Here is a 21,932-nt window from a genome sequence, read left to right as displayed (position 1 = left end):
CGAACGGCATCCGCTCGACGGGGAGCGGCGGAACGCGATGGCGTGGCTCTCTGGGGAGGCGGATGTGTTCTTCAGCGCGCCACCTTGGCTGAGCGGTAGTACGCGCGGGCGCCGTTGTGCAGCGGGACCGCGCCGGTGAAGATCCCCGCATGGCGGTCGATCTGCCCGACGGCGGGGACCGAGTCGGTGATCCCCGCGGCACTCGCGAACAGGACGCCGGTCATCTGCTCGACGACGTCGTCCGGCGTGGCATCGGTGGCCAGCAACAGGTTGGGCACGACGAGCGTCGTGATCGGCCCGGTCATTCCTCGGTACGTGCCGGCCGGAACGTTGCCGGTCTGGTAGTAGGAGCCGTAGGTGGAGCGGAGTGTCGCGGCGATGTCGGCGAGGTCGATCAGGCGGATCTCGGACCGCCCGGCCAGTTCGAGCACCGCAGGCGTCGCCAGCCCTCCGGACACGAAGAACGCATCGATGCGACGGTCACGCATGGCCGTGGTCGCGTCGGTGAGGCTCAGCTCGACACGGTCCAGGTCACCGCTGGGGTCGAGCCCGGCGGCGCGGAGGACCCGGTCGGCGACGAGCGCGGTGCCGGATCCGGCGCTGCCGACGGACACCCGCATCCCGCGCAGGTCGGCGGCGGAGTGCACCGGCAGTTCGGCCCGGACGATCAGGTGGACGTAGTTGTCGTACAGGCGGGCCAGCGCGCGTACGGGCGCCTCGCCGGTCGAGGCCGACTGAGCGGCGTACGCCTCCACCGTGTCCGCGGTCGCGAACCCGAACGTCACACGTCCCCGGCCCAGCAGATGGAGGTTTTCCACGGCGCCGGCGGTGGTCAGGGTGCCGGTCGGGCCGAGCTCGCCGCCGGCGGCAGCCGCCAGCGCCAGGCCGTAGCTGTGGTCCACCTCGCCCGAGTCGCCGATGGCGAGCAGCACCGGTGTCGTCCGCCGGCTGCCGGAGCCGGACCACGTCCACGGTGAGCTCGTGTATCCGGCCACGCCGAGCAGGACCGCGGCGGCCGCGGCCAGGATCCACCGGCGGCCGGCCCGGCGGGTCACGCCCCACCGCCGGCCGGGCGTGGCAGCCGGATCGTCACGCACAGGCCGTGCGGTTCGACTCCCGCGAAGGCAAGCGTGGCTCCGGTGGTCTCCAGCAGCGCGCGGGCGATGCTGAGACCCAGTCCGCTCCCGGGGATGTTCTGGCTGGCGGCGCTGCGCCAGAACCGGTCGCCGACGTGGGTCAGGTCGTCCTCGCTGAGCCCCGGCCCGCTGTCGGTCACCTCGATGTCCACGGCCGTGGCCGCGGCCGTGACGGCGACGGTGATCCAGCCTCCGCCGGGCGTGAACTTCACCGCGTTGTCGAGTACGGCATCCAGCGCGGAGGACACCAGGATCGGATCGACCAGGGCGACGGCGGCCGTGGCGGGTTGCGGATCGCACGGGCCGGGCAGTTGCACTCCGCGCCGGTCGGCAAGCGGTTGCCAGGCAGCGATCCGGCCGCCGACCAGGTCGTGCACGTCGGTGAGGACCGGTCGCGCTGCCACGTGGACAACCGTGGCCAGTTCGAGGAGTTCGTCGAGGATCTCGCCGAGGCGCACCGCCTCGTCGCGGGCCAGGTCGAACTGCTGACGCTGCTGATCGTCGAGGCCCATGCCGAGCGCTTCGAGCCGCAAGACCAGCGCCACCAGCGGGTTGCGCAGCTGGTGGGACGCATCGGCGACAAAGGCCTGCTGACGCTGCATCGCCAGGTCGACCGCCTGCGCCATGCCGTTGAACGTGGTCGACAGCCGGCGCAGCTCGACCGGGCCGGTGACCCCGCCGATCCGGGCGGTCAGGTCGCCCGAGCTGATGCGGCGGGCCGCGGCGTCGAGCACGTAGACCGGCCGCAGCACCCACGTCGCCAGACGCGTCGCCGCAGCGCCGAGCAGGACCATCGCGGCCAGGTCGGCGACGAACAGGAGCAGCAGGTCGCGCCCGACGCTGACCCGCAGCCGCGCCGCGACCGAGACGGTGACCGCCACGGCGACGACGTTGTCACCGCGGATCACCGGCACCGCCACGACGATGGGCCGGTCCGACCAGGGCCAGATCGTCGGCGGTGCGGTGCTCTGGTGCCCGGCCGCCGCCTGGCGGATGCGTTCGACGACGTCGTCCCGGTCGAGATCGGCCAGCGCGCCGGAGATCGCCCACGTCGTGCCTCCCCGGCCGACCACAGCGACCGTGATGCCGTACAGGTCGGCGTAGCGCTCGAGGTCGTCACGAAGCGCCTCCTGCGCGACGGACGTGGTCGCCTGCTGCGCGATGGCCGCGAACTGGCTGGTGTCCTGCAGCCGGTCGACGAACATCTCCTGCTGGCGCCCGGCGGCGATACTCCGGCCGAAGGGCACGCTCAGCGCGGCCAGGACGCATCCAATGAGCAGCGTCAGCAGCACGACCAGCCGCGTGCGCATCGGCTCAGGCGTCCGCGGAGGGCAGGACCGGGAGCGTCAGCTGGTATCCCACGCCGCGAACGGTCTTGATGAGGCCGGGCATGGCGAGCTTCTGACGCAACGATGCGACGTGGACCTCCAGCGTATGTGCCGCGCCTTCCCATGCGGTGCCCCACACCTCACTCATGATCTGTTCGCGGCGAAACACCACACCGGGGCGGCGGGTGAGCAACGCGAGCACGTCGAACTCCTTGACAGTCAGGTGGATCCGCCGACCGTCCACCATGACGATGCGCGACTCGGGGTGCACGCTCACCGGTCCGAACACCCGCGGCGCGGAACCGGGCGCGGGTAGTGGGTTCTCGGCGGCGGCCACCGCCGAGCCCGCGCGCCGGGTGACGGCATGAATCCTGGCCACCAGTTCGGCCGGATTGTACGGTTTGACGACGTAGTCGTCGGCACCGAGATTCAGCCCGTGTACGCGCGAACGCCAGTCCGCCCGGGCCGTGACGACGATGATCGGCACGTTTGAGATCTTGCGCATCTGCATGCATACCTTGAATCCGTCACGGTCCGGCAGGCCCAGGTCGAGCAGAACGGCATCGGGGCCGTCGGCGACGAGTTCCAGCGCCTGCTCGCCGGTGCCGGCGCAGGCGACAGCCAGGCCATGCTGGACCAGGTAGGAACGCAGAGCGGCCATAACCCTGTCGTCGTCCTCAACGACCAACACCTTCATCGGCTTCTCCATCGATGAGTGCGGGTGTCTTGCTGCCTGAGCCGAAGGACCTCGTCCACCGACGTTTCCGGACTCAGTACCGGTTGACCGCAGGAGCTTCCGGCATGTTCGTGTCGTACTTCCCGGCGGTGCCGGTCCACGCCTTGGCGTATCGGCCGTCCTTGGCGATCTTCTCCAGGACGCCGTTGATGAACGCGCGGAACGTGTCGTCGCCCTTCTTCAGGCCGATCCCGTACGGCTCGGTGGTGAACCTCGCGCCGACGAGCTTGAAGTCCTCAGGGTGCTGGGCCACGAAGCCGGTGAGAATGACGTTGTCGGTCGTGACGGCGTCCACCTGACCGGCCTCCAGGGCGTCGGCACACTTGGTGTAGACGTCGAAGAGGATGAGCTGTGTCGCCTGGTCCTTGAGGTACGTGGTGATGCTCTTCGCCGGGGTGGATCCGATCGATGAGCAGACCTTCTTCGCACCGATGCGGAACGTCTCCGGGCCGGTGATCGAGTTGTCGGACTTGCGGGTCATGATCTGCTGGCCGGCGACGTAGTACGGACCGGCGAAGTCCACGTGCTCGAGCCGCTCGGCGTTGATCGTGTAGGTGGCGACCACGATATCGACCTTGTCGGTCTCGAGATGCTCCTCACGGAGCTTCGGCGTGGACTCGACCCACTCGATGCCGCCCACCGGGATGCCCAGTTCGGTGGCGATGATCTTGCCGATCTCCACGTCGAAGCCGGTGGGGATGCCGTCCGCGCCCTGGAGGCCGAAACCCGGCTGGTCGAATTTGGTACCAATCCTGATCTTCCCGGCGCGGTGGAGCCGGTCCATCGTGGTGCCGGCCTTGAACGCGACATCCGCGACCGGTCCGGTGCCGCGGCCGGAGCCGGTGTCACTCGCTCCACAGGCGGTCCCCACGGTCAGGGTCATGACCCAGGCAACCATGATCGACGGGATACGAGCTCGTCGCATGCGCTGCTCCTCGGTCTGCCGGTCGCGCGCACGCGTCGGCGGGGTGGGAATCGTGGTCGACGAACAACGGTGACCTTGACTAGAGCATCGGACAGCACCGGAGGGCAAGCTCTGGAGACGCTCAAGTCCTCGCTTCGAGGCGCCCTGTCCCTGGTTGACTCGGATCACCAGGCCCAGCCCGACCGGAGAGGCGCCGATGAAGCCGCTTGCCGCCGACGAATTCGAGGCTACGACCACCGCCCAGAACGTCGATATCATCACGCCGCCGCCTCGCGGTAGCATTGACGTACATAACTTTATGAATCTGGGGAAACCGTCTGGAAATGAGGACCATTGAAGTCTCGCATCACGTCAATGACGCGGCCCGGCTTCCGGTGGGCGCGGCACTCGGGGGCCGGGAACCTCAGGTTTACCTCAAGTGCGCGGACATCACGCACGGAGCATGCTAACTTCGCCTCCCGGTCGGGCGGTTCAGCCCGGCCAGGAATCCAGTAACAACACTCACCACAAATGGCTGTTACCTATTTGTGAAAGGCTACACCGCCGCGCGCGTTGAATGTCTCGCCGCCAGTACGGCGTGAACACAACGTGTAGACCCGATGGTCCTCTGATCGTGAACCCCGCCGCAGTTAACGGCCGGATCGGCACAGGCCGTGGAAAGGGATGTCGGCAAATGACCAGCACGGAGCAGAGCACAGAGCAGTCAAGTCTGTCCCGTCGAACACTCTTCAAAGCCGCCGCCACGGCCAGTGCCGCGGCAGCCGCGACCACGATCATCACGCCAGGCGGCGCGGTTGCGGCCCCGCCGAGCGACCTCGGTGCTGACTCGACACAGGTGCACAAGGGCGGCAACATCCCCACGCCGGCGCAGTACTTCGGTACCCGGATCGGGTCCGATGGTTACCTGGCGCAGTGGAAGGACATGGTGCCCTACTTCCAACTGATCGGGCAGCGCAGCGAGCGGGTCAAGTACCAGGAGATCGGCAAGACCACCCTGGGGCACCCGTACATCCTGCTGACCATCAGCTCGCCGCAGAACCTCGCCCGGCTCGACCACTACACGTCGATCAATGCCCGGCTGGCCGACCCGCGCGGCCTGTCCGACAGCGACGCGAGGAAGCTCGCCGGCGAGGGGCTGCCGTTCTACTTCGTGCAGGCAGGCATCCACTCGACCGAGGTCGGCAACTCCCAGGCCGCCATCGAGTGGGCCCACCGGCTGGCCACCGATCAGTCGAAGTACATGAAGGAAATCCTCGACAACCTGATCATCCTGATGGTCCCGTGCCAGAACCCGGACGGGCTGGTCCTGGTCAACGACTACTTCGCCGCCACCGCGAAGACGAACCTCGCACGCACCTACCCGGACCTCTACAACAAATACAACGGCCACGACAACAACCGCGACTGGATCATGCTGACCCAGATCGAATCGGGCTACAACATCTCGATCGTGAACAAATACCACCCGCAGGTGTTCCAGGACTCGCACCAGGCAAGCTCCAACTCCCCACGGCTGTTCACCCCGCCGTACCTGGCGCCGTACGACGTCAACATCGATCCGATCATCGTGCAGCAGACCAACGCCGTGGGCATGGCGATGCAGCGCGGCATGACCGCCGCGGGCATGAAGGGCAACGGCTGGGCCGATCAGTACGACTACTGGACCCCGTCGCGGCAGTACTGCGTTTACCACGGCGCGGCACGCATCCTCACCGAGGCCGCCACGTGCTCCAACCTCGCCTACCCGCTCGTGGGCAACGGCCCGCTGGGCCGGCAGGACAAGGCCATCAACTTCATCGAGCCGTACGACAGCAACACCTGGACGCTGCGCAACGTCATTGACTGGGTGTCCGAGGCCTTCTACGCCGGCCTGGAGACCGTCGCGTACGACAAGTACAACTGGCTCTACAACTTCTACCGCGTGGGGCACAAGGCGGTCACCCGCACCGGCCCGTTCGCCTACGTCATCGAGGCCGGCCAGCGAGACCCGCAGGCCGTGTTCGACGCCCTGACCATCTTCCGCAAGGGCGCGGTGGAGATTCACCAGGCGCAGTCGGCGTTCACCGCCGGCAGCAAGACCTACGCCGCCGGTTCGTACATCATCTACATGAAGCAGCCGTACGCCGTCTTCGCCAAGACGCTGCTCGAGGTCCAGGACTACCCGATGCTGCTGCAGTACCCGGGTGGTCCGCCAGTGCGGCCGTACGACGTCACGGCGCAGACCCTGCCGATGCTGCTGGGCTTCAAGGCCGACCTCATCGAGGGCCAGTTCAACGCCAACGCGAAGCTCATCAGCTCGGTCGCGCCGCCGTCGGTGAGCGTCCCGACACCCTCGAACACCGGCGCGTACGCGTTCGGTCCGGAATCCTACGGCGTGTTCCGGATCGTCGCCGCATTGCAGCGCAAGAACGTCCCGACCTTCCGCGCGGCGGCCGCGTTCACGGACGGCGGCCGCTCCTATCCGGCCGGTACCTTCCTGGTCCCGCCGAGCGGCGCCGCGAAGCAGGTGCTGCAGGACCAGGCGAGGGCGACCGGCATCCCGGTCCACGCGATCGGCACCGTACCGGCCGTGGCCGGCGTCCAGCTCAAGCAAGGTACCCGCATCGGCCTGCTCAAGCCGCCGGGCAACATGCCGTCCGGCTGGCTGATGTGGATGTTCGACCAGTACGGCGTGAACTACTCCGTGGTCGTGCACGACGACTACGCCAACCTGGCCGGCAAGTACGACGCCATCATCATGCCGCACGGGGTCAGCCGCACCAGCATTGTCACCGGCCTCGACTCCAGCCGGTACCCGGCGGAGTGGTCCTGGGCGTTCGGCGTCGGTACCACCGGATTCACCGCCCTGCACGACTTCGTCACCGGCGGCGGCACGCTGGTCGCCTACGGCAGCGGTACGACCACGGCGCAGACCCTGTTCAACCTGCCCATCACGTCGGTCCTGCCCAGCGACCGCAGCGCGTTCTACTGTCCGGGGTCGATCCTCAGCCAGGAGGTCGACTCGAACAACCCGGCCGCGTGGGGCATGGAGGCCAACCATCCCGTGTGGATGGACGCCGACCCCGCGTACAAGCTGACCAGCACCACCACCTACCCGGTGAGCGTTGTCGCCAAGTACCCCGACAGCGGCAACCAACTCCAGAGTGGCTGGCTCATCGGCGGCCAGTATCTCAACGGCGCCGTCAACGGCCTGTCCTGGACGATCGACAAAGGCTACGTGCTGACCTTCGGCAGCGAGATCGGCTTCCGCACCTGGAACCGCGGCGAGCAGAAGATGTTGTTCAACGCGATGTACTACGGCCCGTCGCAGAAGCTCGCGGCGGAGCAGTTCAAGCGCCTGGGCCGGTAGCCCACCACTGCGGTGGGGCGAGGCCCCTTGGTCCCGCCCCACCGGAGCCGGCGCAAGCGTCAGGTCAGGGCGATGCGCAGGCGGGCGTACGTCGGGATGAGCACCCGTCGCCCGTAGCGGCGCTCCACGATGCGCCACGGGCGGCCGGTCGCCAACAGGGCGCGCAGCAACGCGGTCAGCTCCGCCCGGGCCACCGGCGCGCCGAGGCACAGGTGCCGGCCGGCGCCGAACCACAGCTGGCGGTTGTCCGGCAGGTACTCCCGGTCGAGGTCGAAGCCGCCCGGCGCGTTGTTCGCCGTGTACGTCAGCATCAGCACCCGCTCCCCCGCGCGCAGCCGCCGGCCGGCCACCTCCACGTCGGCGCTCACCGAGCGGCCGATCACCGGGGCGGGGGTGGTGACCCGCAGGCCCTCGCGGACCGCGTCGGCGATGCGGTGCGGCTCGGCGCGCAGCCGCTGCTGCGAGGCGGTGTCGTGCAGCAGCGCGACCGTACGCGCCATCGCGCTCGCCGCGGTTTCGGTGCCGGCCACCATCAGCAGCACCGCCAGGCCCTCGGTCTCGCGCAGCCCCAGGCCCAACTCGCGGCAGCGGCCCAGCAGCCGGTCGGCGGGCGCGTCGCGCCAGGCGGCGGCGACCCCGCCGGTCATCCGGGCCACCATGTCGCGGGCGGCGGCGACGGTGGCCTCGGGCAGGTGCGTGGAGGCCGTGCTGCCCAGGGCGAGCGCGGCCAGGCGCTCGCCGGTCTCGAAGATGTCGCGGTACGCCGTGTCGTCGTCCGGCGCCGCGACGTCCAGGCCGAGCAGGTCGGCCACGATCCGCCCGACGACGACCCGGCCGAGGTCGGCGACGTCGACGGTTTCGCCGGCGACCAGGGCGGCGGTGCATTGCTCGAGCCGCGGCCCGGCGACCCGGGCGACCAGCGCCGCCGCGTTGTCCTCGGTGAACAGCTCGCGCGCCTTCGTACGCAGCGCGTGGTGCCCGGCGCCGTCGAAGGCGTCGTACACCCAGTCGCCGAGCACCTGGGCCCACAGGTGGCCGACGCCGCCCTCGCCGAGCAGCGTGAAGTGCTCAGGGTCGTTGAGGATGCGCCGTGCGGTCACCGGGTCGGCGACCAGCCAGCCCAGGCCGGGCATCCGGCGGATCGGGCGGGCGAGGCGTCCGAGCGTCAGCAGCACAGGCAGTGCGGGCCGGCTCGCCGCCAGTAACCGCAGCTCATGGCGCCGGGCAAGATCGAGTGCCACACTGCCAGGCTAGTACAATGACGCACTGGCCGAAGTGGGGGTACGGGTGTGGAGCGACGGGTCACCGCGCTCGGCGGGGTCGCGGTCCACCTGCCCGAGGACCGGCTGTCCAGCAATGACGTCGAGCGGCGCGTCGCCGCGCTCAGCGACGGGTTCACCCCGCCGGCCGGGCTCATCCGCCGCCTCACCGGCATCGAGCATCGCCACCTGATGCCGGCCGGATGGCAGGCCTCCGACCTCGCCGTCGCCGCCGCGCAGAAGGTGCTGGCCGAGACCGGCATCGGCCCCGCCGACGTGGACCTGCTCATCTTCGCCTCGGCCAGCCAGGACATGGTCGAACCGGCGACCGCGCACATCGTGGCCGAGAAGCTCGGCCTGGGCTGCCCGGTGTTCGACGTCAAGAACGCGTGCAACAGCGTCCTCAACGCGATGGAGGTCGCCGACGCGTTCATCGTCTCCGGCCGGTACCACCGGGTGCTCATCGCCTGCGGCGAGTCCCCGTCCCGGGCGACGCGCTGGCGGGTGCCGGGCATCGCCGCGTTCCGCACCGCGTTCGCCGGCTACACCCTCTCCGACGCCGGCGCCGCCCTGCTGCTGCACGCCACCCCCGCCTACCCGGACGGCCCCGGCGTCCTCGGCTTCGGCGCCGCCGCGAACTCGCGCGTCTGGGACGTCGGCACGCTGCCCGGGGGCGGCTCGGCGCACCCGCGCGACGAGGAGTACACCTATTTCCGCATCGACGGCGACCGGCTCCGCGACGCGTTCTCCGCGCTCGGCCCGCAGATGCTGCACGACACCGTGGACCGGCTCGGGCTGCGCTGGGACGACTTCGCGGTCGTCGGGATACACCAGGTGTCGCTGACGTTCCTGGAGGCGGTGCGCTCCGGCATCGGCGTGGCCGCTGACCGGCTCGTGGTGACCCTGCCCGAGCACGGCAACCTGGCCTCGGCGAGCCTGCCGCTGCAGCTGTCGCTCGCGCTGCGCTCCGGCCGGGCCGGCCCCGGCGATCTCGTCGCCCTCGTCGGGCTCGGCGGCGGGATCAGCCTCGGCATCGCGGTGATCCGGCTGTGAGGCTGTGGGTGGTGGTACCAGCCTACAACGAGGCGCCGGGCATCACCGCGACGCTGCGGGCGCTGGCCGCGCAGACCGACCGCGACTTCACGGTGGTGGTCGTCGACAACGGCTCCGCCGACGGCACCGCCGACGTGGTCCGCGGGTTCGCCGGGCCGGTCGGCGCCGGGCCGGTGCAGGTCGTCGCCGAGGCGCGCAAGGGCACCGGCGCGGCCGCCGACACCGGCATGCGGCACGCGATCAGCCACGGCGCCACCCACCTGGCCCGCACCGACGCCGACTGCCTGCCCGACCCGGACTGGATCGCGCGTATCCGCGCCGCGTTCGGCGACGGCCTCGAGCTCGTCGCCGGGCAACTGCTGCCGCGCACGGACGAGGGGCCGCTGCCGCGCCGGTACCGGTGGCTGCTCGTCGGCGCCGTCGAGGTGGCGACCTGGTTCGGCAAGTTCCGTCCCGGCAACCGCGGCCCCGCCTTTCTGGGCCCGTACGTCATGGCGCCCGGCTGCAACATGGCCATCGAGGCTGGGCTGTACGAGCGGGCCGGCGGCTTCCCGCGCACCGCGATCGAGGAGCTGCACGAGGACCGGGCGCTGGTCAACGCGGTGCGCCGGCTGACTCCCGCCTACGGGCTGCGCCGTGACGTGAAGGTCCGCGGCTCGACCCGGCGGGTGCGGGCGTGGGGGCTGCGCCGGACGCTGGCGTGGTACGCCGACCACCGCTACCGCCCATCCATTGTAGACATTCGATGACCGCCCGGTGGGAGCGGCGGATCCAGCTCGCGGCGCACCCGCTGACGTACCCGCTCGCGCGCGGCCTGGCCCGCCTCGGCCCGGTGGTGCGGGTGCCGGGGCTCGGGGTCGTGGTCAACGACGCCGCGACCGCGCGGGCGGTGCTCACCGACACCGACACGTTCAGCAAGGCCGCGCCCGGCTCACCGGCCGACCTGTGGACCCCGGTGCTCGGCCGCAGCGTGCTGCTGAACATGACCGGCCCCGACCACGCCCGGCTGCGCCGCCAGCTGTCCGGCCTGTTCACCCCGGCCGCGGTGCGCGGGCTGTGCGAGCGGGTGCTCGCCGCCACCCTGACCGACATGACCCGCCGCCTCGCCGGCGGGGCGGGCGTCGACGTGGTCACCGAGGTCCGCCGCTGCGCGGGCGCGGTCATCGCCGATCTGGTCGGGCTGCCGACCGGCGAAACCCCGAACTCGGCCCGCTTCGACGAGATGTTCGCCCGCGGCACGGAAGTCACGTCGATGGTGCGGCTGACCCGGCGCGGCCTGACCCCGCGCCAGGTCGTACGGGCCCGAACGGTCATGGCGGAGCTCACCGCGCCGGCCATGGCCGCGTACCGCGCCGCCGACGGCGGCACCGTGCCCGGCCGGATGCGCGAGCTGGGCCTGACCGAGGACGAGGCCCGCGGTGCCGTCGCCGCGTTCGTGCTCACCGGCACCGAGACCCTCGTGTCGTTCGTGCCCCGGCTGGTCGCGCTCGGCATCGACAGCGGCTGGCTGGCCCGGCTCGCCGATGACCCGTCCCGGTCGGACGCGGTGGTGTCCGACGCGCTGCGCTACACGGTGCCCTCGCCGGTCATGCTGCGCGGCGTCGCGGCCGCCGGCCGGGTCGGCCGGGTCGCCGTCGCCCCCGGCGACCGGGTCGTCATCATGACCCTGTCGTGCGCCCGCGCCCACGGCCCGTTCGACCCCGAACGGCCGCACCCGGCCGAGCTGCGCCAGCTGTGGTTCGGTGCCGGCGTCCACTACTGCCTCGGCATGCCCCTCGCCCTGGCCGAGATCCACGCCTTCCTCGGCGCGGTCCTCGACGCCTGGCGGCAGGCCGGCCCGCTCGTCATCCGCGGACGCCGGGCCGCCGCGCGCGTGCTCATCCCCGGGTACGCCCGGCTCGTCCTCGGCCGCCCGTCGTGACCGACCTGATCACCGCCCTGCTCGCCACCTGCGACGCGCGCGGCGACGCGCCGGCGCTGCGGGCGGACTCGGCGCGCCTGACCTACCGCGGGCTGGGCGCGCGGATCCGGGCGACGGCGGCAGGGCTGCGCGCCGCCGGGCTGGCCGACGGCGACCGGGTGCTGTTCTCAGTACGCCCCGAGCCCGCCGGCGTCGTGCTCGCCCTCGGCATCGTCGCGGCCGGCGGCACCGTCGTCTTCGCCGACCCCGGCGCCGGCCCCGAGCTGTTCGCCGCCCGCCTCGCTCACACCGGACCCCGCTGGGCCGCCGCCGAGTCGCTGCTCTACGGCGTCAGCGCCTGGCGGGCGACCCGCCGCCTCGCCCGCCGCCGCGGGGTGCTGCTGCCCGCGTACGACCGCTTGCCGGTCCGCCACGTGTACGCGGGCCGATGGCTGCCCGGCGTGCCCCGCGGCGCGCTGAGCGCGGCGCGCCTCGCCCGCTTCCCCGAGCTGTCCACAGTGGACGATGCAGCGGACCGGGAGGCGCTCGTCGTGTTCACCTCCGGCACCACCGCGGCACCGCGCGCGGTCGTGCACACCCGCGGCTCGCTCGGCGCCGGCCTGTCCGTGCTCGCCGGCCGCTGCGCCCTCGGCCCACCCGACGTGGTGCACACCGACCAGCTGATGCTGGGCCTGCCCGCGCTGGTCGCCGGTGCACTGTGGACGATGCCGCCGTACGGCCTCGCGCCCGCCGCCGACCCGGTCCGCTACGCCGCCGGCCTGACCGGGGTGAGCCACACGTTCTGCGTGCCCGCCGACTTCGCCGCGGTACTCGACGCGATCGACGCCGGGCGGGTGGCCGCGCCGGGCGGCCTGCGCCACATCCTGCTCGGCGGCGCTCCCGTGGGCCCGTCGCTGCTGCGCCGGGCTCGGCAGGCGCTGCCCGGCACCGAGATCCTCAGCGTGTACGGCATGACCGAGATCCTGCCGGTCGCCACCGCCTCCGCCGAGGACAAGCTCGCCCATCCCGGCCCCGGCGACCTCGCCGGCGCACCGCTGCCCGGCGTGCGGGCCCGCCTCGCCGACGACGGCGAACTGCTGGTCTCCGGGCCGAACCTGTGCCTTGGGTACCTCGGCGAGCCCCCGCTGACCGAGCACGCCACCGGCGACCTCGCCCGCCTCGACGGCGACCGGATCGTCCTCATCGGACGGAAGAAAGACATGATCATCCGGGGCCGGGTGAACATCTACCCCGGCCTGTACGAGCCGGCGATCGCCCGCCTCGACGGCGTCGCGCAGGCCGTCCTCGTCGGCCTGCCGGGCCCGTTCGGCGACGAGCGCGTGGCCCTCGCGGTGGTGCCCGCCGACCCGGCCGCCTCGCCCGAGCGCCTCGCCGCCGCGGTGCGGGCCGCGCTGCCTGGGGTGGTCGATGCCGGCGCGCTGCCCGACGCGGTGTACGTCGTCGCGGCCATCCCGGTCGCGGGCCGCACGAGCAAGCCCGACCGCGACGCCCTGCGAACCTTGCTGGAGGCGCAGTGCGCATCGCGGTGACCGGCGCGACCGGCTTCGTCGGCGGCGCCGTGGCCCGGGCCGCCGCCGACGCTGGCTGGCAGGTGCACGCGTTCGGCCGCGGGCAGTGGGACATCGACCGCGGCCCGCTGCCGGACCCGCCGGCCGTGGACGCGGTCGTGCACTGCGCCGCGGCCGTCAACGACTGGGGCCCGGCCGCGCCGACCTGGCGCACAAACCTCGACGGCGCCTGGCACGTGGCGGAGAGCTTTCCCGGCGTACGCCTGGTGCACATCTCCTCCGCCAGCGTCTACGACCCGTTCGTGCCGACGGTGTACGCCCGCGAGGAGGCGGCCCCCGTCTCGCGATACCTGACGGCCTACGCCGCGTCGAAGGCCGCGGCCGAACGGCTCCTCGCATCCCGCTCGGCCACGGTGGTGCTCCGCCCGCACGCGGTCTACGGCCCCGGCGACCGGGTGCTGCTGCCGCGGATCCTCGGCGCGATTCGCGGTACCAACCTTTGGATCGTCGGCGACGGCCGCGCCCACCAGTCGCTGACCGCGATCGGCAACCTGGTGGATGCCGCGCTGCGCGCCTGCGAGCCCGACGCCCCGCCCGGCGTCTACAACGTGGCCGACGCCGAGCCGGTCGCCGTCGCCGACGCGCTGCGCGAGCTGCTCGCCGTCCGCGGCCTGCGGGTCGGCGTCCGCACCCTGCCGGCCCGTCCGACGTGGGCGGTGGCGGGCGCGGTCGAGGCGGCCTGGCGCCTGGCCCGCCGCCCGGAGCCGCCCCGGCTGACCCGGTACGCAATCGCACACCTGGCCATGGAGCGCACCCTCGACCTGACCGCCGCTCGCACCCGCATGGGCCTGCGACCGGCGCCGACGTCGTTCGCCGGCGCCGAGACCTGGTGAGCTACCGGGGCGCCCGCCTGGGTCAGGTCGGCTCCTCGACGAACTCCACCAGCACTCCCCCAAAGCTGCGCGGGTCGGCGAACGCGATACGGGTGCCCATCCCGCCCGGGCGCGGATTCTGGTCGACGAACCGAACGCCGCGCTCGCGCAGTGAAGCCATCGTGGCGTCGATGTCGCTCACCTCGAACGCGATGTGGTGAAAGCCCTCACCCCGCCGCCGCAGCGACCGGCGGACCACGCCGTCGCCGGTGGCTTCGAGCGCCTGCAGCCAGCAGTCGCCGATGGGCACCATGCGCTCTACGAACCCCGGGGCGCTCTCCGTGTGCTCGACGGTGAGGTCGAGCAGTCCGCACAGGAGCCGAACCCATTCGGCGCCGGTCTCCTCCGCGAATGCGACATGGTGCACCTTGCGGATCGTCACGGACATCACAGGTTCTTCCGGTCGAAGGGTTCGGCCAGCGCGGAGGGGACCCGAGCCTTACCGACGAGGCCGGCGAGTGCGGCGAGGCTCAGAATGTAGGGCAGGGCGAGCCACAGCTGCGCGGGCAGCGACACGCCCACCCCGAACAGCACGGGCGATGCGATCGCAAGCGCCGCGATCGCCGGCACCAGGCCGAACCAGGTCACCCCGTGCCTGCGCACGTGCCGAGCCAGGAACACGACGGCTACCGCGGCTGCAGCCAGCCACACCGATGCCGGCACCGTCTGCACGCTCTGCAGCCGCAACTGCAGAGCGTCTGCGGCCCCGAAGAGCAGACAGGCCAGGACGGTCCCGCGTGGGTGCCACTTGCCGAACACCACCGCGGCCAGTGCGAGGAAGCCTCGGCCACCGGTCATGCCCTCGAGAAAGAGGCCGACCTGGCCCACGGAGAGGAAGGCGCCACCGAGGCCGGCGAGGGCACCGGCGAGCAGTACGCCGCCCCAACGGACCTGGTTGACATTGATGCCGGCGGTCTCGATGGCCTCCGGAAGTTCACCCGCGCCGCGTACGGCGAGGCCCCACTTGCTGCGGTACAGCGCCCAGGCGCTCGCCGGGACGATGACGTAGCTCAGGTAGACGATGGGCGACTGGTTGAACAGTACCGGCCCGATCACGGGGATGTCGGCCAGCAGCGGGATCGGCACCCGACCCATCCGCGGGATCGTGACCTGCCCGCCCGACTGGTAGAGCACGCGGTTGAGGAAGATGGTGACGCCACCCGCGACAAGGTTGATGCCGACACCGACAACGATCTGGTCGGCCCGCAGCGTCACCGACAACAGGGCCATGACCGTTGCCAGGACGGCGCCGGCGGCGACGCCCACGAGCAGGCCGAGCCACGACGAGCCGGCCTTGTCGGCGGCCACGAACCCGAAGAAGGCGCCGAAGAGCATCATGCCTTCGAGACCGACGTTCATGACACCGCTGCGCTGTGAGATCAGCTCGCCGGTGGCGGTGACCAGGATCGGCACCGCGAGAATGACGGTCGTGGCAAGCCACGCCGCATCAAGAGGCGACATCGCCGGCGCTCCTCAGCTCGACTCGGAGGCCACGGAAACGGCCGCCGCCGGGGTGGGCGTAGCGACCCGCGTGGCGCGGTGCCGCTCGAAGAGATATCCGGCGCCGGCGACCAGGATGATGACCAGGCCCTGCGTCACCTGCACCAGGCCGGAGGGAACCCCGACGCGGGCCTCCATCAGTCCGCCACCCTGTTTGAGCGTGGCGAACAGGAGTGCAGCGGGAATGCAGGCCAGCGGAGAATTGCGCGCGAGCAGTGCCACCACGATCCCTTCGAATCCGTAGTTCGCCGAGAAGTGGTCGGACATGTTGCCGGACGTCCCGGCCCCGATGAGCGACGATCCGGCCAGACCGGCGAGGCCACCCGAGGCGACCAGCGCCAGCACCGAGACCTTCTTCGTCCTGATGCCCGAGTAGGCGGCGAACGTGGAGTTCGCTCCGGTGGCGCGCAACCGGAACCCCGCCGTGGTGTTACGCAGCAGCAGTGAGAGCCCGATCGCGGTCAGCGGCAGGAGGAAGAAGTCCAGACGTAGCGGCGTGCCCGGAATGAGCACGGGCCAGCGCGCCGTGGCGGCGATGGGTTCGGTCTGCCCGAGCGTGTGGGTCGGCTCCTCGAGCGGGCCGGAGACCAGCCAGCTCACGACCTGGAACATGACGAAGTTCAGCAGCAGGGTGGAGATGATCTCGTTGACGTCCCGCTTGGCCCACAGCCACGCGGCCACCCCGGCCCATAGACAGCCGCCGACGATGCCGCCGATGAGCATGAGGGGCAGATGGATCACGGTGGGAATGCCGCTGATCAGGAGTCCGACCATGGCAGCGACGACACCACCGGCGAGAATCTGCCCCTCGAGACCGACGTTGATCCGCCGGGCCGAGAACGCGAGCACCCAGCCCAACGCGGCCAGGGTCAGTGGCACCGACTTGGCCAGCATCGCTCCGAATCGGCTCGTGCTGCCGAACGCTCCGTCGAACAGCGCCTGGGCGGCCTCCGCGGGCGAGTTCCCCGCGATCGCCACGACGATCAGGGAGGCCGCGAGCGCCAGCACGACGGCACCCACGGAGACCGCCCACGCCACCAGCAATCCACGGGTGCGCTCCGACATCATGCCGCCTCCGCCGCTGCCGACATCAGGTGCCCGATCGCCTCCGGGGTGGCCTCGGCGCCGGTGAGACTGCCGACGATCCGGCCCCGCACCATGACCAGTACCCGGTCCGACAGGGTCAGGATCTCATCGAGCTCCGAGGAGACCAGCAGCGTCGCTCCTCCTTGTTCGCGGTGCCGGTTGATGCACTGGTACACGAACTCCATCGCCCCGATGTCGAGCCCACGGGTAGGTTGTGCGGCGATGAGCACGCGCGGGTTACGGTCCATCTCGCGGGCCACCACCGCTTTCTGCTGGTTGCCGCCGGACAGTTGCCGCATCCGCACGTCCATGTTGGACACCCGGATGTCGTACTTGGCGATCAGTTCGCGGCAGTGCTCCCGGATGGTTCGCCAGCGCAGGATCCCCGATCGGGCGAGACGGGGTTCGTCGAGGCTCTTCACGACGAGGTTGTCGACGACCGAGAGGGACAGTGCCACGGCGTCGCGGTGACGATCCTCCGGGATGACGGCGACACCCAGGCCGGCCACGAGGCAGGGATCGAGCCGGCCGGCCGGCGATTCACCCACGCGTACCCATCCGGCGGTGGGCTGACGCACACCGGCGAGGACGTCCACCAGTTCGGGCTGGCCGTTGCCTTCGACGCCGGCCACCCCCACCACCTCGCCGGCGCATATCCGCAGGTTGATGTCGTCGAGCCGGACCCTGCCGTCCGGGTCGCGCAGATGCACACCACGCGTCTCCAGCAGGACCGGGCCAGGCTCGATGTCCGCCCTCGGCACCCGCAGGAGCACGTCGCGTCCAACCATCATCCGTACGAGATCGGTGACCGATGTCTCCGCCAGCGGTGTCGTGCCGATGACCCGGCCGCCGCGCAGCACGGTGCAGCGGTCGGCCACCTCGAAGACCTCGCCGAGCTTGTGGGTGATGATGATGATGGTCCTGCCCTGTGCGGCCAGCGTGCGTAGAACGGTGGCCAGGTGCCGCCACTCGTCGCGGGTCAGCACCGCGGTGGGTTCGTCGAGGACCAGGAGGTCGGCGTCGCGGTACAACAGCTTGATGATCTCGACCCGTTGGCGTTCGCCCACCGACAGGTCGCTGATCCGAGCGTCCGGATCGATGGCGAGCCCGTGTCGCCCGGCCAGTTCGGCGACCCGGGCCCTGACCTTGGGCAGGCCCGATCGGGCGGCGAGGTGGCCCGGTGCGGCCAGCGCGATGTTCTCGGTGACCGTCATGTCCGACACCAGCATGAAGTGCTGGTACACCATGCCGATGCCGAGTTCCTGTGCGTCTCGCGGCCGGCGGATGGCGACCCGGTTACCGTCGATCCAGATGGATCCCTCGTCCGCCTGGACGGCCCCATCCAGGATCTTCATGAGGGTGCTCTTGCCAGCCCCGTTCTCCCCGAGCAGGGCGTGGATCTCACCGCGTCTGATCTCGATGGTGATGTTGTCGTTGGCGACAACGCCCGGGTAGCGCTTGGAGATGCCCTGCATCTTCAGGACGACGTCCGGGGCGACGCGCCGCGATTCGAGGTTCGAGGGCTGGCGAGTCATCGATCAGCCGCCCGTGGGCATCGTGATCTCACCGGCGTTGATCTTCGCCGCTACTTCATCCGCCTTCGCCTGCAGGCCGGCCGAGCCCGGGCACATCGTCAGTTTCTGGATCTTGGGATCCTGCAGGGCGTACTTCTTGGTGCCGGTGGGGAGCTTCTTCGCGAGGTAGTCCTGCAGGATCACCGTCACCAGCTGCTGGTTGTTCTGGTAGTCGAAGCCGACGATGTGCTGGGACTCGTTGCATCGGTCGGTGGTGGGGTTGAAAACCTTGACGTCCTTACCGGACTCCTCGATCGCCTGGATCACACCGGGCAGACCGGCATCGACGAACGCGTAGATCACGTCGACGCCCTCGGTGATCTGCGCTGCCGCGGCCGCCTTGGCCTTGGGGGCGTCGCTGAAGCTGCCCACCGTGACCGTCGCATACCCGATGTTCGGGTTGACCGACTGAGCGCCGGCCTTGAAGTCGATGTCGGACTGGCTGGTCGGCGGAATCTGGGCGCCGCCGATGAAGCCGACCTTCCCGGACTTGGTCTGGCCCGCTGCGACGGCGCCGGCCACGTACGCGGGCACGCCCTGCAGCATCATGTAGGCGTGCAGGTTGGGGATACCCTCCTTGACCGCACCGGACATGACGAAGGTCGTGTCCGGGTAGTTGGCGGCTATGGCGTTGGCGCCGGCGACCAGCGCACTGCCGCCGCCGATGACGATGTCGTTGTCGGCCGCGAGGTTGGTCAGCGCGTCGGTGATCTGTTGCGGGTCGGTCAGGTTGTCCACGACGGACACCTTGAGGTGCATCGCCTCGGCGTTCTGGGTGACGCCCTCCAGGTAGGTCTGGTAGAACGCCTTGTCGTTGCGGGGGCCGGCGAGTGCGACACCGACCTTGATGGTCTTCTTGTCGCCGCCGGCGCCGCTCGACTCGCCGGCGCCGCAGGCGCCGGTCAGCAACAGTGCCGCCGCGAGGGCCGTCCCGGCGACGGCTCGGTAACGCCTCTTCACAAGTGACTCCATCTCAACAAGGAGCCGACACGGGCTCCGGCTCTGCGGGGGTCGCGTGGGGGTCGCGTGGGGGTCGCGCCGCGTGGGGGTCGCGTCGTGTGAGGGTCACGTGTAGGTCGATTTGTGGTCGGAACTCGACGGAACCGACGTCAGTAGATGGGCCAGGTCCCCCGAGGATCGATACCGATCTCCTTCAGCACGCGCCGGTCGATCTTCTCGACCTCCTCGCGCAGGGCACCTTCGTCAACCTTGGTGTGCTTCTTGTTCTCCAGCAGTACTTCGCCGGCGACGAGCACCGTGTGCACGGAGTGTCCGGTCGCGCCGTACACCAGGTTCGCGACCGGGTTGTGCAAGGGACGCCAATCGAAGTCGGTCGCCTCGTAGATGCAGATGTCTGCCTGTTTTCCGACCTCGATACCGCCGACGACGTCGTCCCAGCCGAGGACCCGCGAGCCGCCGAGCGTGCCCATCTCCAGCGCCTGCTCGGCGCTGACGGCGTTGGGATCCTGACGGGCGTCGCGCGGCAGCAGCGCGGCCAGCGAGATGGCGCGGGTGATGTCCTGGTGGTTCGAGCAGTTCTCGGCATCCGTGCCGAGGCAGACCGGCACGCCGGCGCGGAGCAACTCGGGCCATTTGCCGAACTGGGTGGTGCCCTTGGCGAGCTTCAGCGCGGTGCTCGGGTTCTGCGAGATCCGGGCGCCGGAGTCGGCGATGACCTCGACCTCCCAGTCTGCGAGGCTGGTGACATGGTTCATCATGACCCGCTCGTTGAGCGCGCCGATCTTGTACATGTGCTCGACGGGTCGGTGGCCGAATGCCTTGAGTTCCAAGGCCACCTCGCGCTCGCTGGTCGACTTGTGGATCACCATCAGCGACTGGGCCTCCAGCGCCAGCCGCGCCGCGCCGACCGTCAGCTCGTCCGAGCAGGTGCCGACGCCCTCGATCGTGACGGCGTCCCGGATGCGCGGGTTCTTGAAGGCCCGCACGGTCGCCACGCCGTCCTCGAGCCGCTTGATGGCGTCCGGAGCGCTGAACTTCAGCCAGTCCGGCAGGTCTTCCGGGCCGGCCGAGCCGTTCTGGTCCCATGTCCATGGGCCGATGCGGCACCGCATGCCCGACGTGGCCACCGCGTCCAGGACCGCCTCGAGGTGGTTGCAGCCCGGCTCTTCGAAGCTGGTCGTACCGAAGCGCACCATCTCCGCGGTCGCATGCAGCGCGTACGTGTGCATGTCCTCGGCGGTCAGCCTGGAGAAGGACGGGTAGATGAATCGCCGCAGCGCATCGAGGGTGGTGCCGCCCTCGGGCATCGCGCCCTTGGCGCAGCACAGCAGGTGCCGGTGCCCGTTTGACATGCCCGGGATGGTGACCTTGTCCTTGCCGTCGATGACCCGCTTGGCGCGGTAGCGACCGGTCAAGTCCGCGCGGCGGCCCACGTCGACGATGGTGTCGCCGGTGATGGCGACGTAGCCGTCAGCGAAGATCCGGCGCTGCGGGTCGAGACTGAGAACCCAACCCCCGTCGATGACGACATCGACGTCCACCGGCGCTGACATGGATTGCTCTATTGGCATGGTGCTGGCCCTTCCCGAGCAGTGACGCCTGTCGCATACCAGAGGCCCCGGCCAAGATTGGAATCTGAGATCTGATATCGCGTTACCGCAATCTACGACGGGTGGAGCGGGTCGTCAACCACTTCCGGCAGCCCGTGACGGCGTCGAGAACCGGCGCCGCCGAGCGGGCCGACGCGCACTGGCAGTCCGCCGGGTTCCGCACGCTGAACAGCGCAAACGTCAGCGCGCGCCCCGTTGCTGCGGACACGACGAAGGGGCCCACCATGGGCAGGCCGAACGAACTGCGAACACCCTGACGCCGAAGCCTCAGCTGCGGTCGTCGCCGAAGTTGTTCAGTTGGTCAGCCATGACCGAGGCTACGTGCATACGCATCAGCTTCTCCGCGTCCTCGGCGTCATGGCGCGAGACGGCGGCACTGATCCGCGCGTGTTCTTCGGCCGACTGCGCGAGCCGGCCGGGGATGCCGACCGTGAGCCGTCCGATGCGGCGCTGGTGGCCTTCCAGGTTCTCGATCAGGTCGTCGACCCACCTGTTGCCGGACTGGCTGTAGATGAGGCGATCAAACTCCTCGAAGAGGCGCACCACCTCAGGCACGTCGTCCGCGGCGAGGGCGGCCCGGCTCGCGCGCACGTTCTCCTCGAGCGCGGCAGAGAGAGCCGGGGGCGCCGTGGCCGCCGCGTTGGCCGCGCACGCGCCCTCGATGAGTTCGCGGACCTGATAGATCTCCTTCAGGTCCTGCCGCGTGTAGCCCGCGACGACGGCTCCCCGGTATGGAATCAGCTCGACGAGCCGGTCCTTGTGCAGGCGTACGAAGGCCTCCCGGATAGGTGTCTTGCTGACCTGCAGCAGCGCGGCGAGTTCGACCTCACGGAGGGCGGCCCCGGTCTCGAACTCACCGTCCAGGATGCCCTGGCGGAGCCGCTCATATACGCGGTCCTTGAGCTGCATGGGAGGCAGCCCGCTCTGACCAGAGCGCTCGGGCAATGCCATCTGACCCTCACCTGAAGTGTCGTTTTGATGGAATGCGTCGTGCAGCGCACGGGGGCAGACCTTCGGCCTGGCGACCAGCCGAGCTTCGCACATCGAATATGATA

Annotated in this window: 19 protein-coding genes; 7 read left to right on the top strand and 12 right to left on the bottom strand. The window is 70.5% G+C overall.

Annotated features, from left to right (window positions below; translation table 11 throughout):
* Window positions 1-71: 71 nt before the first annotated feature.
* The 4 genes from ACQPY0_RS16840 to ACQPY0_RS16825 form a co-directional block, all read right to left on the bottom strand.
* Entirely contained in the window at window positions 72-1,097 is a 1,026-nt protein-coding gene (locus ACQPY0_RS16840; RefSeq protein WP_432989773.1) for a TAXI family TRAP transporter solute-binding subunit, read from the bottom strand.
* The gene (locus tag ACQPY0_RS16835) at window positions 1,052-2,446 is read right to left on the bottom strand and encodes a sensor histidine kinase (protein ID WP_432989771.1); all 1,395 of its coding nucleotides are present in this window, start codon (window positions 2,444-2,446) and stop codon (window positions 1,052-1,054) included. Before ACQPY0_RS16835 ends, ACQPY0_RS16840 begins: the two co-directional genes overlap by 46 nt.
* Window positions 2,447-2,450: 4 nt before the next feature.
* Window positions 2,451-3,161, bottom strand: a complete 711-nt coding sequence (locus tag ACQPY0_RS16830; protein ID WP_432989769.1) for a response regulator transcription factor — start codon at window positions 3,159-3,161, stop codon at window positions 2,451-2,453.
* A 73-nt stretch (window positions 3,162-3,234) separates the two neighbouring features.
* Window positions 3,235-4,125, bottom strand: coding sequence for a glutamate ABC transporter substrate-binding protein (locus tag ACQPY0_RS16825; protein WP_432989767.1), 891 nt, complete (start codon window positions 4,123-4,125; stop codon window positions 3,235-3,237).
* 673 nt (window positions 4,126-4,798) lie between these two features.
* Between ACQPY0_RS16825 and ACQPY0_RS16820 the strand changes: the two genes are divergently transcribed.
* A complete protein-coding gene (locus ACQPY0_RS16820) occupies window positions 4,799-7,474 on the top strand; it encodes a M14 family zinc carboxypeptidase (RefSeq protein WP_432989765.1) in 2,676 nt (891 codons plus the stop codon).
* Window positions 7,475-7,533: 59 nt separating this feature from the next.
* Here the strand turns inward: ACQPY0_RS16820 and ACQPY0_RS16815 are convergent, their stop codons facing one another.
* Window positions 7,534-8,715, bottom strand: coding sequence for a cytochrome P450 (locus ACQPY0_RS16815; protein WP_432989762.1), 1,182 nt, complete (start codon window positions 8,713-8,715; stop codon window positions 7,534-7,536).
* A gap of 48 nt (window positions 8,716-8,763) precedes the next feature.
* On the opposite strand from ACQPY0_RS16815, the gene ACQPY0_RS16810 reads away from it, so the two are divergent.
* Genes ACQPY0_RS16810 through ACQPY0_RS16790 form a run of 5 tightly spaced genes read left to right on the top strand, consistent with a single transcriptional unit; the run spans window position 8,764 to window position 14,108 of the window.
* Window positions 8,764-9,786, top strand: coding sequence for a 3-oxoacyl-ACP synthase III family protein (locus ACQPY0_RS16810; RefSeq protein WP_432989760.1), 1,023 nt, complete (start codon window positions 8,764-8,766; stop codon window positions 9,784-9,786).
* The gene (locus ACQPY0_RS16805; RefSeq protein WP_432989758.1) at window positions 9,783-10,535 is read left to right on the top strand and encodes a glycosyltransferase family 2 protein; all 753 of its coding nucleotides are present in this window, start codon (window positions 9,783-9,785) and stop codon (window positions 10,533-10,535) included. Before ACQPY0_RS16810 ends, ACQPY0_RS16805 begins: the two co-directional genes overlap by 4 nt.
* Window positions 10,532-11,707 (top strand): cytochrome P450, encoded by a 1,176-nt coding sequence (locus ACQPY0_RS16800; RefSeq protein ID WP_432989756.1) that lies wholly within the window; start codon window positions 10,532-10,534, stop codon window positions 11,705-11,707. Before ACQPY0_RS16805 ends, ACQPY0_RS16800 begins: the two co-directional genes overlap by 4 nt.
* A complete protein-coding gene (locus tag ACQPY0_RS16795; protein WP_432989754.1) occupies window positions 11,704-13,236 on the top strand; it encodes a class I adenylate-forming enzyme family protein in 1,533 nt (510 codons plus the stop codon). The genes ACQPY0_RS16800 and ACQPY0_RS16795 overlap by 4 nt, the downstream gene beginning before the upstream one ends.
* Window positions 13,221-14,108: an NAD-dependent epimerase/dehydratase family protein gene (locus ACQPY0_RS16790; protein WP_432989752.1), complete on the top strand. Its 888-nt coding sequence runs from the start codon at window positions 13,221-13,223 to the stop codon at window positions 14,106-14,108. Before ACQPY0_RS16795 ends, ACQPY0_RS16790 begins: the two co-directional genes overlap by 16 nt.
* 22 nt (window positions 14,109-14,130) lie before the next feature.
* On the opposite strand, the gene ACQPY0_RS16785 is transcribed toward ACQPY0_RS16790, so the two are convergent.
* From ACQPY0_RS16785 to ACQPY0_RS16760, 6 genes are all read right to left on the bottom strand, one after another.
* Window positions 14,131-14,535 carry a VOC family protein gene (locus ACQPY0_RS16785; protein ID WP_432989750.1) on the bottom strand — a complete coding sequence of 135 codons (405 nt, stop codon included), beginning with the start codon at window positions 14,533-14,535 and terminating at the stop codon, window positions 14,131-14,133.
* The gene (locus tag ACQPY0_RS16780) at window positions 14,535-15,608 is read right to left on the bottom strand and encodes an ABC transporter permease (RefSeq protein WP_432989748.1); all 1,074 of its coding nucleotides are present in this window, start codon (window positions 15,606-15,608) and stop codon (window positions 14,535-14,537) included. Before ACQPY0_RS16780 ends, ACQPY0_RS16785 begins: the two co-directional genes overlap by 1 nt.
* Before the next feature lie 12 nt (window positions 15,609-15,620).
* Window positions 15,621-16,715 carry an ABC transporter permease gene (locus ACQPY0_RS16775; RefSeq protein ID WP_432989746.1) on the bottom strand — a complete coding sequence of 365 codons (1,095 nt, stop codon included), beginning with the start codon at window positions 16,713-16,715 and terminating at the stop codon, window positions 15,621-15,623.
* Window positions 16,712-18,268 (bottom strand): ABC transporter ATP-binding protein, encoded by a 1,557-nt coding sequence (locus ACQPY0_RS16770; protein ID WP_432989744.1) that lies wholly within the window; start codon window positions 18,266-18,268, stop codon window positions 16,712-16,714. Before ACQPY0_RS16770 ends, ACQPY0_RS16775 begins: the two co-directional genes overlap by 4 nt.
* A gap of 3 nt (window positions 18,269-18,271) precedes the next feature.
* Complete coding sequence (locus tag ACQPY0_RS16765) at window positions 18,272-19,267, bottom strand: BMP family ABC transporter substrate-binding protein (protein ID WP_432989742.1); 996 nt, start codon at window positions 19,265-19,267, stop codon at window positions 18,272-18,274.
* Between the two features lie 149 nt (window positions 19,268-19,416).
* Complete coding sequence (locus tag ACQPY0_RS16760; RefSeq protein WP_432989740.1) at window positions 19,417-20,820, bottom strand: amidohydrolase family protein; 1,404 nt, start codon at window positions 20,818-20,820, stop codon at window positions 19,417-19,419.
* A gap of 119 nt (window positions 20,821-20,939) precedes the next feature.
* Between ACQPY0_RS16760 and ACQPY0_RS16755 the strand changes: the two genes are divergently transcribed.
* Entirely contained in the window at window positions 20,940-21,134 is a 195-nt protein-coding gene (locus tag ACQPY0_RS16755) for a hypothetical protein (RefSeq protein WP_432989738.1), read from the top strand.
* A 10-nt stretch (window positions 21,135-21,144) separates the two neighbouring features.
* Here ACQPY0_RS16755 and ACQPY0_RS16750 read toward each other — a convergent pair whose 3' ends face one another.
* Window positions 21,145-21,786 carry a GntR family transcriptional regulator gene (locus tag ACQPY0_RS16750; protein WP_432989736.1) on the bottom strand — a complete coding sequence of 214 codons (642 nt, stop codon included), beginning with the start codon at window positions 21,784-21,786 and terminating at the stop codon, window positions 21,145-21,147.
* Between the last annotated feature and the right edge of the window lie 146 nt (window positions 21,787-21,932).

The organism is Dactylosporangium sp. CA-233914 (assembly GCF_050942935.1).
Taxonomy (GTDB): Bacteria; Actinomycetota; Actinomycetes; order Mycobacteriales; family Micromonosporaceae; genus Dactylosporangium.
Note: the sequence above shows the minus strand (reverse complement) of the source record. Positions and strands in the feature narration are given on the sequence as shown.